This window comes from Halorubrum sp. DM2 (genome assembly GCF_901686465.1).
GTDB lineage: Archaea > Halobacteriota > Halobacteria > Halobacteriales > Haloferacaceae > Halorubrum.
This window is the reverse complement of sequence record NZ_LR594487.1, coordinates 1,582,329-1,598,161: the sequence shown is the minus strand read 5'-3', so window position 1 is coordinate 1,598,161 and position 15,833 is coordinate 1,582,329. Positions and strand designations below refer to the sequence as shown.

Genomic DNA, 15,833 nt, shown 5'->3' with positions numbered 1-15,833 from the left:
TAGTGTTCAGATAAGCTGATTCCATGCGAAAGCGAACGATCTGATCCACTCGTTTGCTGTTTCTGCTTCGGCGTTGCTAAAACAGTTTGAGAAACTAGTAGTTCTGCGTTTTACCTCACGAAAGACACGTTCGACACTGTTCCGCTTTCCGTGTCGTTCGTATCTAAAATCGAGGTCGTGTTTGCGACAGGCTCGCTGAAGTGGAGCCGCGCCATCAACGAGAAAGATCGCGTCATCTACATCGTGTTTTTTGCGGAGTTCCGCGAAAAACCGATCTGCGAGAGCATTGTTTCTCGTCGATTCAACCTTTGTATGTAACAGATCGTTTGATTCGGGATCGACAGCAGCGTACAGCCAATATTGTTCATCGTCAAGCTGAATCACAGTCTCATCAACCGCGACGTGATTCGGCCTCCGACCAGTTTCTGGCTGTAGATCGGCTTTGTGAACCCAGTTATGAACGGTCGATCGAACTCGATCAACACCGAATACCTCAAGAAAAGAAACAGTATTCGAAAGCGATAATCCAGCCAAGTGAAGCTGAATACTGAGCTTCATCAACAGCTGCGGTGTTGCTTCTCGCTCCACAAACTCTAAGTTGATCTCGTCTAAACAGCCGCTGAGACGGTCGTTTTCGGGCATAAGTCACTTTGAAAACGCACCGCCTCACCTTTCAATCCTTATCTGAACACCGCGGAGATGGATGATAATTTGATAAACATCGCACGATTTTCAACTATAGTTACTGGTGTATTACTAACTGGTCTCTCATTGCTGGTTGAGCAAACTCAATCCATAATTTCTGGGAATGATGTATTCTCGTTTCTCGGGATCGCTGGCGGAATATTTTTATTTTATTATCAATTGTACTGTCAGTAATTGGGTATTCTACTATAACTTTGATCTATGGTGCCACAATATATCCTAGCCGAATTGATATTGAACCTAAAATAGCATCACGAGCATTATATTCAAAAGAATACAAAATGAATAAAATAAATGAGAATAGAATATCGAAGAAAGCAGACTGGCTGGATCGTGCTCTTGCCTGTTTATCATCTGGAATAATAATATCCTCCTGCTCAATATTGTTGTTCATAATTCAGACAGCAGATTTGATTTCGGCGATAATATTGGCTATCGCTGTTCTTACTTCTATATTTACTGCGATACTTATAATCCAACAAGAAGAGAGTAGTACAACTAGTGTTGATGAGTTAAACACTGAGTAATTATTTTATTGAAAACTCTTGACTTGATTCTATTGTCGAAGTTGGTTCGCCAGAATCTGCGCCTCCCGCGAGTGACTCCGATAATGCGTTTCACCGGGATTTGTCCAGTTAGAGATATCCAGATCCCGAGCAAGAACCGTGCGTGACGACACTACCGTAATCTTTCGTCCCTCTGCTTGATACCACACAAGCGCATATCCGCCGTTAGAATCACTGAGAACCTCGTGCTGGTCCTCCCAGAACTTGAACGTCGGCCGGACGCCATTGACCATCGACCCCTTCACGTCCCACGGCCGACCGTCGCGGTCCGTCGCGTCGAACTTCAGCCCGTCCACGACCGAGTAGTTGAGCGTCAGCGGGTAATGGTCGGTCGGCCACAGCTCGACGAGCTTCCCGTACCGACCGACGATCGCCGGGTCGTAGCTCACGGCGATTCTCGTTTGGGTTGCGGTTGATCGATGCGGCGATCTCACTCGTCGAGTAATTCTCGACAGAACCTCTGTCGCGCTCGCCACCTAATTCAGTCGGAAGAGACATCTGCGAAGCTCGTAGCGAGTCAGATCTAACGACAATCCGGTGGCTAAACAGCTATCTCCTTGTGTTCTGGTCGCGAATAGGAAAGAAAACCGCAGTAAAAATGAATCAGCTACGCGATTAGCTGAAGTCGTAGGTCTGCTCGAAGATCGCGTTCCCACTCGGATCGTGGATGATCCGAACTACTGCTTCGCCATCGGGCCAGTCGCCGGTCCCAGTGATCTGCTTTTGTTGTCCGGTCTGCCAAGGGTTACCGCCAATGGATTCATTGACCCTCTCACCGTCTACGGACAGCGCGAGATCGTCTCCATTAATCGACTGACCGCCAGTCTTGGTTATATTGATGTACTCTGTGTTGTTCCCGTCGATTGTGAAGCTCGCCTGCGGCGCGGTGTCACCTAACTGATCGCCGAGTCCGAGAACGAACGTCCCGATAACGGCCGCCAGGATGACGGTAATCGCGACCATGAGGATAACGCCGATGACGGGACTCACTGCCCTGTCTTCTGCGTTGGATTGGTTGCTTGGTTTCATAGTTTGAACCCAGCGGCCACCGCCGAACGAGACCCCGGACGACTCGGGCGCCGCTATCGACGCCGGAGTCGACCCGAGTCCGTTCGGATCGGTTGCTGGTTACTACTGTATACGCCGGACTACCTTATGTACTTACTGGCGTGAATATCAACGGAGAAACTTGGCTATAGGACTAAAATAGTTAGTTTATCTTCTGATCTACGGTATCTACGGCTTTTTCCTTCCCATGAACATTAATTGTGTGTGTCGAAGTAGACGGGTCGGTAACGCTGTCGACCCACATTCAAAAATTCGAAAAGAACGGTTGAACGCTACTTTGGGGCTTCAGCTGACCGTTGCCGTATCCTCGAATATCGCGTTCCCGCTGGGATCGTGGATGAGCCTGACTTCCACCGTGTCATCGCTCTCGTAGCCTTCGCCGATCGGTCCCACGACCGCTGTGGTCCCGCTCTGCCACGTGTCTGTTACATCGGACCCCTCTGCGACGGTTCCGCTTCTGGTGCCGTCAATGGAAACCGTGATCTGGTTCGGATCCAAGTCCTGACCGCCCGTCTTCGTGATGCTGACGTTTACCTCGTTGGATGTCTCGTTCACTGTCACTTCGTCCACGGTGAAACTCGCCTGCGGCGCGGTGTCGCCTAACTGATCGCCGAGTCCGAGCACGAACGTCCCGATAACGGCCGCCAGAATGACGGTGATCGCGACCATGAGGATGACGCCGATAACGGGACTCACTGCCCTGTCGTCCGCGTTCGACTGGTTGCTTGGTTTCATAATTTGAACCCAGCGTCCAAGGAGCGGGATGTCGAGATACCCGGCCGGCATCGTCGACGCCGAAGACAACCTCGCACCCGTTCAGATCGGTTGCTGGTTGCTCGTGGAGAGGACGATTCCCTTTATGAACTTACTGCCGCGGATATCAACGGGGAAAATCGGACCGACGCCCGTCACCCCACCCTCCCGTCCCGTCTCGGATTCGACGCCGATCCGGACGCCTCCCGCGGTCACTCGTCGGACGCGGTGACGACGCCGTCGTCGCCGGTCGGCGCTTCGATATCGACGGTGTGGCGCGTGTGTCGCGCGTGCGTCTCCGCCCAGCGTCGCGCGGGCCGCTCCGAGAGGAACCGCTCGCCGTCGGGGCAGCGTCGACACCGGACGGTCCACGGCGTCACGTCGTCCGGGTAGTGGCCGGTGTGGCGCTCGTGGTCGAGCGCGAACTGCTCTATCGCGTGGCCGCCCGGCGGAATCTCGTCGAGCTCGCGGTCGAGGTCCCACTCGCGGTCACAGCGAGCACACGAGACGGTCGGTACCTCCGGTCTGTCGTCGGGAGCCGAATCGTCCGTCACGCGTCCGCTTCGCTCTGCGGCCATTTGAACGCCGCCCTCCGCGGTTCGACGCGGCGACGAGGCCGGTGCCTACAACCGGTCGAGGGCGTCGTCGAGGTCGAACTGCTCGGTCGTCTCGTCGAAGCCCTCCCCGCGCGCGTCCGAGAGCTCCGACGGATCAGCCCCGTCGTCCGTCGACGATCCCGCCGAAGTCGGGCTCGCGATCCGGACGTGTTCGTGGCCGATCGAGTCCGCGGTCACCGTCGCTTCGAACCGCTCGCGTTCCGCGGCCGGCCCCTCGAACGGCTCGATGTCCTCGACGCCCTCGACCGCACACGCCACCGCGAGACACACCGCCTCGCGGAGCCGGTCGATCGTCTCCCACCCGTCCGGCGGCACGCGGGGGAGGGAACGCTCGCGGACCTGCCACGTCTCGATCACCAGCTCCGCGCTGCGAGAAGGCATTCGTACGCGATCCACGGGACGCGCGATCAAGTGCGTTTCGCCCGACGGTCCGCCGCCGCCGTGAACCGCGACGCCCGCGACGCCCGCGACGCTCCCGGCCGTCCGACCGATTCAGCGTCGGTCCCGAACGCGGTCGCTCGTCGTGACGTCGATGTCGAGCTTCTCCGTTCCGCGGATCCAATCGAGGTATCCCCGGAGCGCCTCGACGGTGTCGTACGTCTCCCGCAGCTCGGCGTTGGTGAATAGCGCGTGGACCTGGTCGTGACACGGCCGACAGAGCATTACCGTAGGGCTGGTCGCCCGCTCTTCCGGCCGGAGATGGTGTTCTTGGACGACCTGCGGGTCGTCGATTCGCCCGTCCGGAACGACACGACGACAGAGCGCGCACGTCGTCGCCATACGTCCCGAAGGTCGTGCGGCCGTATCAGTCCTGTCCGACCGCGTCGAGGCCGCACCTCGACGGAGACGCTCACGCCTCGCGTTCGAACTCGGTGTCGAACATGCGCGCCGACATCGGTGCCGGGTCGCCGTCGGTGAGGTTGTACGCAGCGAAGTCGGCCACGCCCGCCTCGCGGAGCAGCTCCTCGTCGTAGAAGCTGTTGCCCGTACACTCCGCCGGGTCGCGCGCGAGGATCTCCAGCACCGCGTCGGAGACGATCTCTGGAGTGCGCCAGTCGTCCTCGGTCCCGAGTCCGAAGTAGCGGGTCGCGCGGGTGTCGATGGTCGTCACGGGCCAGAACGTGTTACAGCCGACGTCGTCGCTACCCAGCTCCTCGGCGAGCGAGAGCGTGATGAACGACATCCCGAGCTTCGACCACGCGTACGGCGCTTTCCCCGGCGAGCGGTCGGTCACGACCGGCGGCGAGTTCGACAGGAGCCACGCCCCGTCGCGCTCCGCGAGGTGGTCCGCGAACGCGTGCGCGACGAGGTGGCTGCCGCGGACGTTCACGTCGGTCAGCAGGTCGAACCGGTCGGCCGGCAGGTCGGCGACGTTCGCCAGCTGGATGGCGCTCGCGTTGTTGATCACGATGTCGATCTCTCCGAAGTGATCGATCGCCTCCTCGACGACCGCCTCCACGCGGTCCTCGTCGCGGAGGTCGAGTTCGCACGCGAGCGCCTCGGCCCCGCGCTCGCGCACCTCGCGGGCCGTCTGCTCGATCGACCCCTCCAGCTCGGTGTCGTCCTCGTCGGTCGTCTTCCCCGTCGAGACGACGTCACAGCCGTGGTCGGCGAGCGCGAGCGCGATCTGCTTTCCGATGCCGCGAGTCGTCCCCGTGATGAACGCCGTCGAACCCGAGAGGTCGGGCGCTGCGAGTGCCATGCCCTCGGATCGGTCGACCGAACCATAATTCCCGGTGTCCGAGCGCGGCCCCGCGACGCGCCCGTCGGGCGCAAACCACTTGACAGGGGGGTGCGTCGCACCGCTCATGAGCACTCCGGCGACTGCGGCAGACCGACTCGAATTCGGCGTCCTCGGCACCGCGGGGATCGCCCGCGACGCGGTGATCCCGGCGATCGCCGCGAGCGACCACTCCGTCGGCGCGGTGGCGTCCCGGGACGTCGACCGCGCGGAGCGGTTCGCGGCCGAGAACGCGATCCCCCGCAGCTACGGCTCCTACGAGGCCTTGCTCGGAGACGACGCGCTCGATGCGGTGTACGTCCCGCTCCCGAACGGACGCCACGCCGAGTGGACGAAACGCGCCGCGGACGCCGGGCTGGACGTCCTCTGTGAGAAGCCGCTGGCCGCCGACGCCGACGAGGCGCGGGCGGCCGTCGACCGCTGCGACGAGCGTGGCGTCACCCTGATGGAGGCGTTCATGTACCGGTATCACCCCCGCACCGAGCGCGCCGTCGCGCTCGCGGCGACCGAACTCGACGACGTCCGCACGGTGACCGCGGCCTTCCGGTTCCCGCTGTACGACCGCCCGGACGACGTCCGGCTCAATCCCGACCTCGCCGGCGGCTCACTGATGGACGTCGGCTGCTACCCCGTCTCGCTGGCCCGGACGGTACTCGGCACCCCCGACCACGTGTACGCCCACACCGGCGACACCCGGGACGCCGGCGTCGACACCGAACTCGCGGGCGTGCTGGCGTACGACGACGGTCGGTCGGCGCGGGTCGCCTGCGGGTTCGACACGCAGCTCGTCCAGCGGTACCGGATCGACGCGACGAACGGCTGGATCGAGGTCGAGCGGGCCTTCGACGCCCCGACCAACGAGGCGGTGGAACTGACCTACGAGATCGACGGCCGACGCGGCGTCGAGACGTTCCCCGCGGTCGACCAGTACCGACTCCAGATCGAGCACTTCGCCGACCGCGTCGCCGACGGGACCGCTCCGCTGACCGACGGGAGCGAGGCGATCGCAAACACGCGGATCATCGACGCGCTCGCCGAGAGCGCCGCCGACGGCGGCCCGGTCGACTGCTGAGTCGCGCTCGACCGCACGCCCCGTTTCGGCCTGTTACAGTCGTCCGACGAGCGCGCTCGACGCCTCGACGAGCGGCTCCCACGGTGGGTTCCGAACGGTGACCCGGCCCGTCACCTCGGGCGCGATCGGGGAGTTCGCCTCGATCCGTCGGGCGATCAGGCTCGACAACACCGGTCCGTTCCCGGGCGTCAGGACTCGCGGCGCGTCGGTGAGCATCTCGTAGCCGTCGCCGCCGTCGGCGATGAAGTTGTTCGTCGCCATCGTGTACGTCGCCTCGGGGTCTATCGGCTCGCCGCCGAGGCTGGCGTCGACGATCCGCTCGCCCCGATCGTTGGTGGGGTCGTAGGCGTATCGGAGACCGGAGACCTGCGGGAAGCGTCCAGAGAGACGCTCCACCTCGCTGACGCCGTTTTCGAGGACGGCCCGCAGCGTCTCGCCGGACACCTCTAAGACGGTCACCTCGTTGCCGAAGGGTAGGACGTTCACCACGTCGCGCCGCGTGATCGGTCCCGGCTCGTACCGGGTATCGGTCCGGATGCTCCCGCCGTTCTGAACCGCGACGTCGGCCCCGGTGTCGTCGCGCATCGCGTCGGCGATGAAGTTCCCCATGTTCGACTCCTCGCGGCGAACGACCGGCTCCCGGCAGTCGAGCGTCGTCTCCGTGCGACCGATCTCCTCTCCGACCGCGTCGTCGAGCCGGCTCCGGTACTCCTCGACGAGTCCGACGACCTCGTCGTTCGGTTCGAGCCCGCGCCCGACTGCCTCGGCGGTGGCGTGACGGGTGAACTCGTGGCCGGTGACCTCGCCCGCCTCGACTTCGAGGTGGAGTTCGGCGAGGTGTTCGAACTCGTCGCCGACGACGGAGACGAGACTCCCGTTGACGACGTTCGGCGTCTCGTACGTCCGGGCGGCGTGGTCGCCGACGTACGCGTCGACGCCGTCGACGGCCGGTGCCACCTCCGACTCGACGACCGGGCTGGCGACGTGCGAGAGGACGACGACCGCGTCGGCCCCCTCCTCGCGCATCCGTGGGACGACCTCCTGAAGCGCCGCCGCCGGGTCCGTCACCTCGGCGTTCTCGCCCATCGACGCGACGTTCGGTGCCTCCTCGGTGAGGATCCCGGTGAGTCCGACGGTGACGCCGTCGACCTCGGTGAGCGCGTAGCGCATCGCCCCCTCCTCGGCGGCGAAGACCTCGCCGGTCCGACCGTCGAGACAGTTGGCACAGAGCCACGGGAACTCGCTGTTCGCGACCTGCGCGCGGAACGTGTCCGGTCCCATGTCGAAGTCGTGGTTGCCGAAGCCGTCGTAGTCCAGGTCGGCGGCGTTGAGCGCGTCGACGATGTGTTCGCCGTCGAACACCGACGACAGCACCGACGACGCGAGGTCGTCGCCCACGCCCACCCGCAGCGCGTCGGGATACTCCTCGCCGAGCCGGTCTATCAGCCCGACGTAGTTGGCGACGTTCGCCGGCTCGTCGAGGCTCCCGTACCGGCCTTGGAGGTGCGTGTCGTGGATGATCGTCACCGTTCCGCTGGCCGACGACGCCGCGTCGTCCGCGCTCGGCTCGTCCGCGTCGCCGTCACCGCCGTCGCCCTCCCCGTCGCCGCCGTCCGCCGATCCGTCGTCGTCGGTACCGTTACAACCGGCGAGCGGGACGGCCAAGCCGCCCGCCCCGATCGCCTTCAGCGTCCGACGCCGCGAGTACCACTGGCTGTTATCGGGCATGAATTTTCGTTAGAACTACACCCGGAAATATATTGGCGAGAGCGGCGGCCGAACCCGACACTATCGCGACGAGTCATCCAAAGCGATCGGCTCGCCGGGGTCGGTCCCCGGAGTCGACCCGCGGGGTGTGTCCCGGAGCCCGTCCGGCCTACCGCGCCGTCGAGCGGGTCTCGTCGCCGGAGTCCAGCGACGGGGACCGCACCGCGTCCCACCCGCTGACACAGGCATCACACAGGTAGTACGCGAAGCCATCGACGTCTCGGTGGATCAGCGCGGCGTCGACACCGCATCTCTCACAGTTCATGCCGGGGCACTACGCCAAGACGGATATAGGTCTTCTGCTCGCGACCGTATCTGTGATAATTCGTTACAGAAACGCCGGATCGGAAGTTTCGCGGTCGGGCGCACGGCCCGCTTCGCTGTCTACCGCAGCGCGTCGAGGGCGAACTCGAAGGCGGCGACCGGCACTTCGAGGTCGTGTTCGACCAGTACCGCGGGGTGGAGTTCACCGATCACGCCGACGCGCTCGCCGTCGATCACCACGTCGGCGGCGCGCCCCCCGATGAACGAGGGGTGTTCGGTCCGCGGCGTCTCCAAGTCGGCGTCGAAGTCGTTACAGAGCGCCTGAAGGCGGCCCTTCGCGGCCTCGTAGGAGGCGTCGCGGCGGGCGACCGCGCCGGCGACGTGCCGGGACTCGGCGACGTTCGTGTCCGCGTCGTCGTCGCGCTCGGCGACGAAGCCGACCTCGGCGACGTCCTGCGGGTAGGCGTTGTGGGTGTTCCGCTCCAACAGCATCACGAGCGACGGGAGCGACCAGGTGCGAAGCTGGGTGTACTCCTCGCTGTACGGCTCCGTGATCTCGACCGGGTCGCCGCCGCCGAAGACGCCGGTGCCGTCGACCGCCGCGCCGCCGGTCCCCGGCTCCACGCGCATCCGCTCGTAGTTCTCCGTCCCGCTCGTCATGTGGAAGTTCAGCAGGTCCTCGAACCCCAGCCCGACGAGGCTGGTCCGGACCGCATCCTCCAGTCGCGAGCGCTCGTGACGCCCGCCGACGGTGCCCACGTCGGGGTAGCGCGGCTCCAGGTTGTCGAAGCCGTACGCGCGCCCCACGTCGTCGACCAGGTCGAGCGGGTGGAGTACGTCGACGCGGTACGGGGGGATCTCGACCTCGTAGCGCACGTCTTCGTCGAGCGTGTAGGAGGCGTCCAGCCCGGCGCGCTCGAAGCAGTCGACGACCTCCTCCGGCTCGAAGTCGACGCCGAGGAGCGTCTCGATCCGGTCGTGGCCCACTGTCTTCTCGTCGGTGTCGAGGTTCGGGCGGACCAGCTCGGAGCCGTACTCGTCCGGGTACGTCGCGCCGTCGGCGTAGTTCACCTCGACCTCCTCGATCGTCGCGCCGCGGGCCGAGAGGGCGTAACAGATGATGTTGCACATCCGGTCTATCGTCCACTGGTCGGTCCCGGTGAGCTCGACGAACAGCTCGCGGGAGCCGGTCGTCACCTCGGTCCGCTTCCCGTTGATGACGGGCGGGAACGAGAAGAGACCGAGTTCGTCGTAGATCGCCGGATAGCGGTCCAAATCCGTGACGAGGTCGGCGTACGTCTCGCCGGTGCCATGTTCCGTCAGGACCTCAGCCGGGGTCAGCTCGTCGTTGGAGTCGAGCGGGACGAACGCGTCGCCGTCGGGGTCGACGCCGCGGTAGGTGACCGACGGCTCCGCGCCCTCCTGGAGCGGCGCGCCCTTCACCATCGCGAGGTCGTGGATGCCGATCGCGCCCTTCGCGCGGCCGCGGCCCATCGTCGCGTGGAGCTTCTCTTGGAGCTGGATCAGCGACTCCAGCGCCGCCTCGTCGAGGTCGAGCCCGCGCACCACGGCCCCGGTGACGTACGGGCGCTCGTCGGGGACCGACTCGTCGACCTCGATGGTCCACTCCGGATCGTTGGTACTCGGGACGTAGACGCCGCGGGCGTCGCCGTAGTGGTACCGCAGCGAGCGCGCGACGCCTTCGACGGAGAGCCGGTCGAGCCGATCGGGTGCGAACTCGAACTGGAACTGCCCCGCCTCGGTCTCGCCTTCGAACTCCAAGCCGAGTCCGAACAGGTCGGACTTGAGCTCCTCGTCGCCTTTGTCCTCGTGGCCGGTGAGTTCGCGGAGCTCGTCGGGATCGACGTCGACGACGGGCATCAGTAGCTCACCTCCGCGTTTCGCAGGAAGTCGATATCGGCCAAGGTCCCGTGGAGGTCGCGGATATCCTCCGCGCCGGTGGTGAGCATGGCGAGCCGCTCCAAGGCGAGTCCCCACGCCATCACGTCGCAGTCGACGCCGAGGGGTCCGGTGACCTCCTCGCGGAAGACGCCGGAGTTACCGATCTCGATCTCCTCGCCGGTCTCCGGGTGTTCGCCGAACAGCTCGAACGAGGGCTCCGTGTAAGGGTTGTAGTGCGGCTTGAACCGGATGTCCGTGATCCCGAACTGCCGGTAGAACTCCTCGAAGGTACCCATCAGGTCGCGAACGGAGAGGTCCTCGGCCATCACCCACCCCTCGATCTGGAAGAACTCAAGCAGATGCGTCGGGTCGAGCGTGTCGTTGCGGTACACCTTCTCGACGGAGAAGTAGCGCTGGGGCGGCTCCAGTTCTGCGCCCGCAATCCCGGAGAGGTACCGCATCGACAGCGACGTGGTGTGGCCGCGGAGAGCGACCTCGCGGGCGAACTCCTCGGACCACGGTGAGTGGTAGCCGTCGCCGTCCTCGCCCCAGCCGTCCCGGTGCGCCGACTCGACGCGGCGGATCAGCTCGTCCGGAATCGACTCCATCGGGTCCACGTCGAGCGCGAACCGGTCCCAGTGGGTCCGCGCCGGGTGGTCCTGCGGCATGAACAGGCAGTCGTTGATCCAGAAGTCGGCGTCGGCGTGGGGGCCCTCCATCTCCTGAAACCCCATGCCGACCAGCACGTCCTTCACGCGGTCCGCGGTCCGGCGGAGGACGTGTTTGCGGCCGCCGCGGGCCGTCTCCGCCTCCGCCTCGACGTTGTACTCGGCGAACTCGGCGTCGCGCCACTCGCCGCTGGCGAGCAGTTCGGGCGTGAGCGCGCCCACCATCTCGGCCGCCTCCACGCCGGTCATCAGCGCGTCGACGCCGTCGTCGGTGAGCGTCACCGTCCGAGTGACCGACTCCGCGACCGCGAGCAGCCCCCGCGAATCGAGCCGGTCAATCACCGACTCCTCGACGCCGAGGTCGCCCGCGTCGAGTCCCTCGTCGCCGGCGTCGGCGAGCGCCGCGAGCGCCGTCGCCTCCGGGTCGGCGTCGGGGTCGGCGTCCGCGGCGATCGAGAGTTCGCCGCCGTCGACGCTCCCGAAGCCCTTGCGCGCGAAGTTCGCGAGCGCGATGTCGACCTCGGGACCGTCCAGCTCGGCGTCGCCGATGACCGCGCCCATCGAGACCGGATCGGCGTCGGCACCCGCGTCGAGACCCGCGCGGTAGAGCCGGGTCTCGGGGAGTCCCTCGTCGACGTACTTCCGCCCCTCGTCGGTGAGTTCGAGGGTCTCGTCGGCCACCGACGCGACCTCGACGAGGCCCTCGTCGGCGAGATCGAAGGCCGCACCGGCGACCGTCTCCGGTTTCAGGCCGGTCTCCTCGCCGATCTCCGCTACCGTTCGTTCGTCCGTCGCGCTCGCGGCTTCGAGGACCGCGAGCTGTCGTTCCGTGAGTCGCATTCGAGTTGTCTCTACACGCGTGCGGCTGGTTGGTAACGGTTCCGGGACCGGTCCGCCGAGACGAACTCATTTCTGATAAATTGAACGTTCGCTTTATGTGTCGGTTCGCCGAGAGGGCAGGTATGAGCAGCGTAACGCCCGAACCGAACGATCCTGGTTCGATGTCCGAAACGGCCCGCGTCCGTCACGGCGGGAGCGGGCCGAGTCCCAGTCTCGCCGTCGTCGAGGCGATCGCCGCCCTCGCCGGCGTCGAGCCGGCCGACCTGTCCGACGAGGGCGTGGCATTGTACGAACACGTCGACCCCGACGCGCTGAACGCGCTCGTCTCCGATCGGTCCGACGCCGACCTCGACGTCTCGCTCACCGTCGCGGGCTACGACGTCCGCGTCGGTCCCGAGTCCGCCGTCGCCCGACGGTCGCGGGACTGAGCCGCTTTCCCCGCCAGTAACTGAGCCGCTTCCGCCCCGCTACGTCTCGTCGCCGGTGCGTTCGCGGAGCCGCGCGATCCGGTCGCCCAGCGGCGGCTGGACCTCGAACCACGTCGACCAGTCGCCGGTCTCCGGTTCGATCCCGCGGCGCTCCGCGACGCGCTCGAAGGCGTTCGCGACCCGGTCCGCACCGACCACGTCCGCCGCGCGCGCGTCCGCCGCGTACTGGACCCGGCGACCGGCCCAGAAGGAGACGAGCCCCACGGCGATGACGGCGGCGAACCCGGATTCGAACGGGACGAGCGTCGTCACGACCGCCGCGAGCAGCCCCAGCACCGCGCCGACCGCGACGGCGCGGAACTCGGCGTAGTACGTCGTCACTCGCCCTGCCTCCGCCGCGAACAGCCCGATCGCGACGTCCTCGTCGAGGTCCGCCAGCACGTCCTCGGTGAGGAACAGGACCCGCCGACGGGGCGGCCCGCGGACGGCGACCTCCGCCGGGCCGGGGGAGTCGCCCGCATGTTCGATCGCGATCCGGTCGACGTCGAGTCCGCTCGGCTCCGCCAGCGCCCCGACCTGCGCGCGCTCCGCGTCCGTCGGCTCCCGGAGGTCGCGGTAACGGTCGGCCGCGTACAGCGGTCCGACGGCGACCGCGAGCGCGCCGACGACGCCGACGCCGAAAACGAGCGCGACCCTGATCATCGCTCTCGCCGACGGGATGACCGGAGTAAAAAGGCCCGGTGTCGCGGTGCGCCTCGGGGGACCGCCACCGCGGCCGCACGCCCGTCCCCGCTCACTTCGGGACGCGCCGCGCGAGCGACCGGACCGCCGCCGCGGCCTCGCTGTCGGGCGCGGCGTCGACGACCGGGCGCTCGGCTTCCACCGACCGGCCGACGCGCGGATCGGCCGGCACCACCTCGACCGGCGCGCCGAGGGCGTCGCCGATCGGTTCCACCGGCGGCGGTTCGGTCACGCGGTTGACCGCGCAGCCGACCAGCCCGGCGTCGAGTTCGCGCGCAAGCTCTCGGGTCCGGATCGCGTCGGCCAGCGCGAACGCCCGCGACGAGACGACGAGCAGGCAGGCGTCCGCGACCGCCAGCGGCACTCCGGCGTCGGCGCGCCGCCCTGCGGGACAGTCGAGGACGACGGTCCCGAACTCGCGCTCGACCGCGGCGACCGCCTCCGACAGGCGGCTCAGGTCGGCCGCCCGCGCGCCGGCCAGCGTCCGCCCGCACGGGACGACGTCGACCGGTCCGCACCGGACCGTCTCGATCGGATCCGCCGCCCCGGCGAGCACGTCATGGAGGTCCGGGCCGCGGCCGTCCGGGAGGTCTGCCATCCCGAGGTCCGCGTCGACGACGACCCCGTCGAGTCCGGCGGCGACGTTGTACGCGAGCGTCGTCTTCCCGACACCGCCCTTCCCGCCCGCCACCGCGAGGATCACGCGAGAGCCTCCAGGGCCTCTGCCGGGACATCGGTCGCCTCGGCGCGTTCCGCCAGCGCCGCGGCCCGGTCGCGGATCGCCCGCAGGCGCTCGGCGTCGGCCGCGACGCGCTCGTCGAGCCCCTCGACCGCGTCGAGGCCGCCGGCCTCCTCGACGGCGTCCGTCGCCGTCGCGAGGTCGGCGTCGGTCAGCTGTTCCGCTAGGTCGATCCGGGCTTCCGCGGCCGCGAACCACGCGTCGACCGCGTCGCGCTTCGCCTCGTCTGGCGTCGTTTCTGCGTCTCCCGACGATCGGCCCGACCTCTCCTCACTCGTCGGTTCGACGCCCTCGATGTCGCGACCGTGGTTGTCCCGCTGCGCGTCGGCTCCGCCGGCTCCATCGACCGCGCGCCGCGGCGGTCGATGGTCGTCGAGATCACGCAGCGCCGCCCGCACGGGAGAATCGCCCGTCTCGTCGGCCGCGCAGTCAACCGATTTGCCCGCCTCTACCGACTCGACGTCGGCGACCTCGACCGGCGGCTCGACCCGGTCCGCGAGCGCGGCGAAGCCGAACGCCTCCTCGTCGCCCGGACCGATCACCGCGGTCACCCCCGCCGCGTCCCATCCGGCCGCGGCCACGCCGCCCCGCCGCGGCGGGAGGACCGGGGCGTCCAGTCGGCTCTCGATCCGGATCCGCCGCGGGACCGCTCCGTCGTTTCGCACCCGGAACCCGACGAGCGACGCGTCGCCCTCGCGCTCGACGGACCAGTCCAGTTCCATGCGCCGGATCCCGCGGAATCGCACTTAAACGTCGGGACGGCCCGACGATCCGCCGGAGGCGTCCTCCACGCGAACCTCCGCCGTTCGGAGCAGCGATCTCGCGCTCCGGTCCGCCGCCTCGACCGCCCGCGCCGCGTCGCCGCGCAGTTCGACCGGGACGTCGAGCGCCGCAACCCTGACCGCCGCGAGCGACGCCGCGACCGGGTCGCCGTCGTACGCGTCCGGCTCCGATCCGGCCGCGTCCGGATCGCCGCCCGGAACGGCCGCGAGCGCCCGCCGGAACGCCGGGTACACCGCCTCCGAGAGTTCGCGGCGGGCGGCGCGACGGCGGTTCCGGAGCCGGTCGCGGAGCCGGAGCCGTCGGCGGCGCTCGTCGCGGGCACGGGCGGCCTCGGCTCGCGCGCGTTCGAGGGCCTGCTCGGCGGCGATCGCCTCGGTCTGCGCGGCCGACAGCTCGGCCGCCGCGGTCTCTAAGTCGTCGAGCGCCGCGTCCGCGTCGGCGTCGACCGCGCGGCGCGCTCGGGCGTCGCCGCGGAGCGCAGCGACCCGCTCTTTCAGTCGCTCGATCTCGCCCGTCGTCTCCGCCACCCGCCGCCGCGCCGCGGTCAGGTCAACCGGTTCGATCTCGATCGACGCGAGCTCCGACTCGATCCCGTCGATCTCGGCCGCCACGGACGCTGTCTGCCCCCGCGACCGCGCAGCCGCCGCGAGCTGGCGTCGAAGCCCGGCGTCGGTGGGCACCTGCCCGATCACCGCGCTCGGTTCCGGGCGCTCCTCGACGGTGGCGGACCCGTTCGTCCCGCCCGCTCCGGGAGGCCCGTCTCCCCCGTTTTCCCCGTCTCGCCCGTCTTCGCGGTCGGACCCCGACGGCGTCGACCTCGCCCCGGTCACAGTTCCCGCCCGCGCATGGCGTCCGGATCCGGGTGGTCCGTCCCCGCCGCGAAGGCGGCGTACGGCGTCGCCTTCGTCGACCGGTCCGCGTAGGCCGCGGCGGCCTCCCGCACCGGCTCGTCGACGGCGACGAACTCGTTGAACGGCTCGGTGCGCTCGATCTGGACGTCCCCACCGTGCGACTCTCGCAGCCGCAGCGCGAGGAACGCGGCGTACACCGTCTCGTCGAACAACGCGGCTCGCCCGAACCGCCGGGCGACGACCGACTCGTGGCGGCGACACAGATTTCGGAGGCCGGTTCGGGCGGCCGCCGAATACGTCACAACCAACAACACGCCAGCCGCTGATC

Annotated in this window: 19 protein-coding genes; 2 read left to right on the top strand and 17 right to left on the bottom strand. The window is 67.0% G+C overall.

The features are described from left to right. Nucleotides 1–6 precede the first annotated feature (6 nt). The 8 genes from QOL69_RS08220 to QOL69_RS08185 form a co-directional block, all read right to left on the bottom strand. Nucleotides 7–642, bottom strand: a complete 636-nt coding sequence (locus tag QOL69_RS08220) for an IS6 family transposase (RefSeq protein ID WP_283402789.1) — start codon at nucleotides 640–642, stop codon at nucleotides 7–9. Between the two features lie 619 nt (nucleotides 643–1,261). After that, entirely contained in the window at nucleotides 1,262–1,660 is a 399-nt protein-coding gene (locus QOL69_RS08215) for a PD-(D/E)XK family putative nuclease (protein WP_283402788.1), read from the bottom strand. A 226-nt stretch (nucleotides 1,661–1,886) separates the two neighbouring features. Further along, a complete protein-coding gene (locus QOL69_RS08210; protein ID WP_283402787.1) occupies nucleotides 1,887–2,300 on the bottom strand; it encodes a type IV pilin domain-containing protein in 414 nt (137 codons plus the stop codon). 324 nt (nucleotides 2,301–2,624) lie between these two features. Continuing rightward, on the bottom strand, nucleotides 2,625–3,074 hold the full coding sequence (locus tag QOL69_RS08205) for a type IV pilin domain-containing protein (protein ID WP_283402786.1): 450 nt from the start codon (nucleotides 3,072–3,074) through the stop codon (nucleotides 2,625–2,627). A 230-nt stretch (nucleotides 3,075–3,304) separates the two neighbouring features. After that, entirely contained in the window at nucleotides 3,305–3,670 is a 366-nt protein-coding gene (locus QOL69_RS08200; RefSeq protein ID WP_195155782.1) for a DUF8062 family protein, read from the bottom strand. Nucleotides 3,671–3,715: 45 nt separating this feature from the next. Next, complete coding sequence (locus QOL69_RS08195) at nucleotides 3,716–4,090, bottom strand: hypothetical protein (RefSeq protein ID WP_283402785.1); 375 nt, start codon at nucleotides 4,088–4,090, stop codon at nucleotides 3,716–3,718. Between the two features lie 111 nt (nucleotides 4,091–4,201). Beyond that, nucleotides 4,202–4,489 carry a hypothetical protein gene (locus QOL69_RS08190; protein ID WP_283402784.1) on the bottom strand — a complete coding sequence of 96 codons (288 nt, stop codon included), beginning with the start codon at nucleotides 4,487–4,489 and terminating at the stop codon, nucleotides 4,202–4,204. Nucleotides 4,490–4,559: 70 nt separating this feature from the next. Continuing rightward, nucleotides 4,560–5,411, bottom strand: coding sequence for an SDR family oxidoreductase (locus QOL69_RS08185; RefSeq protein WP_048077741.1), 852 nt, complete (start codon nucleotides 5,409–5,411; stop codon nucleotides 4,560–4,562). A gap of 106 nt (nucleotides 5,412–5,517) precedes the next feature. On the opposite strand from QOL69_RS08185, the gene QOL69_RS08180 reads away from it, so the two are divergent. Beyond that, nucleotides 5,518–6,522 (top strand): Gfo/Idh/MocA family protein, encoded by a 1,005-nt coding sequence (locus tag QOL69_RS08180; RefSeq protein ID WP_283402783.1) that lies wholly within the window; start codon nucleotides 5,518–5,520, stop codon nucleotides 6,520–6,522. A gap of 33 nt (nucleotides 6,523–6,555) precedes the next feature. Here QOL69_RS08180 and QOL69_RS08175 read toward each other — a convergent pair whose 3' ends face one another. The 4 genes from QOL69_RS08175 to QOL69_RS08160 all read right to left on the bottom strand — a co-directional run bounded on the left by QOL69_RS08175 (nucleotide 6,556) and on the right by QOL69_RS08160 (nucleotide 11,963). Further along, nucleotides 6,556–8,250 (bottom strand): bifunctional metallophosphatase/5'-nucleotidase, encoded by a 1,695-nt coding sequence (locus QOL69_RS08175; protein ID WP_283402782.1) that lies wholly within the window; start codon nucleotides 8,248–8,250, stop codon nucleotides 6,556–6,558. Between the two features lie 148 nt (nucleotides 8,251–8,398). Next, nucleotides 8,399–8,554: a hypothetical protein gene (locus QOL69_RS08170; protein WP_154018120.1), complete on the bottom strand. Its 156-nt coding sequence runs from the start codon at nucleotides 8,552–8,554 to the stop codon at nucleotides 8,399–8,401. Between the two features lie 119 nt (nucleotides 8,555–8,673). After that, nucleotides 8,674–10,434, bottom strand: coding sequence for a phenylalanine--tRNA ligase subunit beta (gene pheT, locus QOL69_RS08165; RefSeq protein ID WP_283402781.1), 1,761 nt, complete (start codon nucleotides 10,432–10,434; stop codon nucleotides 8,674–8,676). Then, a complete protein-coding gene (locus tag QOL69_RS08160; RefSeq protein ID WP_283402780.1) occupies nucleotides 10,434–11,963 on the bottom strand; it encodes a phenylalanine--tRNA ligase subunit alpha in 1,530 nt (509 codons plus the stop codon). The genes pheT and QOL69_RS08160 overlap by 1 nt, the downstream gene beginning before the upstream one ends. Before the next feature lie 122 nt (nucleotides 11,964–12,085). Between QOL69_RS08160 and QOL69_RS08155 the strand changes: the two genes are divergently transcribed. Next, entirely contained in the window at nucleotides 12,086–12,391 is a 306-nt protein-coding gene (locus QOL69_RS08155) for a HalOD1 output domain-containing protein (RefSeq protein WP_283402779.1), read from the top strand. 39 nt (nucleotides 12,392–12,430) lie between these two features. Here QOL69_RS08155 and QOL69_RS08150 read toward each other — a convergent pair whose 3' ends face one another. The 5 genes from QOL69_RS08150 to QOL69_RS08130 all read right to left on the bottom strand — a co-directional run bounded on the left by QOL69_RS08150 (nucleotide 12,431) and on the right by QOL69_RS08130 (nucleotide 15,819). After that, nucleotides 12,431–13,093 (bottom strand): M48 family metalloprotease, encoded by a 663-nt coding sequence (locus tag QOL69_RS08150; RefSeq protein ID WP_283402778.1) that lies wholly within the window; start codon nucleotides 13,091–13,093, stop codon nucleotides 12,431–12,433. A gap of 91 nt (nucleotides 13,094–13,184) precedes the next feature. Next, complete coding sequence (locus QOL69_RS08145; RefSeq protein ID WP_283402777.1) at nucleotides 13,185–13,835, bottom strand: nucleotide-binding protein; 651 nt, start codon at nucleotides 13,833–13,835, stop codon at nucleotides 13,185–13,187. Continuing rightward, complete coding sequence (locus QOL69_RS08140; RefSeq protein ID WP_283402776.1) at nucleotides 13,832–14,593, bottom strand: DUF7857 domain-containing protein; 762 nt, start codon at nucleotides 14,591–14,593, stop codon at nucleotides 13,832–13,834. The genes QOL69_RS08145 and QOL69_RS08140 overlap by 4 nt, the downstream gene beginning before the upstream one ends. 24 nt (nucleotides 14,594–14,617) lie before the next feature. Then, nucleotides 14,618–15,484, bottom strand: a complete 867-nt coding sequence (locus tag QOL69_RS08135; RefSeq protein WP_283402775.1) for a DUF7856 family protein — start codon at nucleotides 15,482–15,484, stop codon at nucleotides 14,618–14,620. Continuing rightward, a complete protein-coding gene (locus QOL69_RS08130) occupies nucleotides 15,481–15,819 on the bottom strand; it encodes a DUF7855 family protein (RefSeq protein WP_283402774.1) in 339 nt (112 codons plus the stop codon). Before QOL69_RS08130 ends, QOL69_RS08135 begins: the two co-directional genes overlap by 4 nt. Nucleotides 15,820–15,833 lie beyond the last annotated feature (14 nt).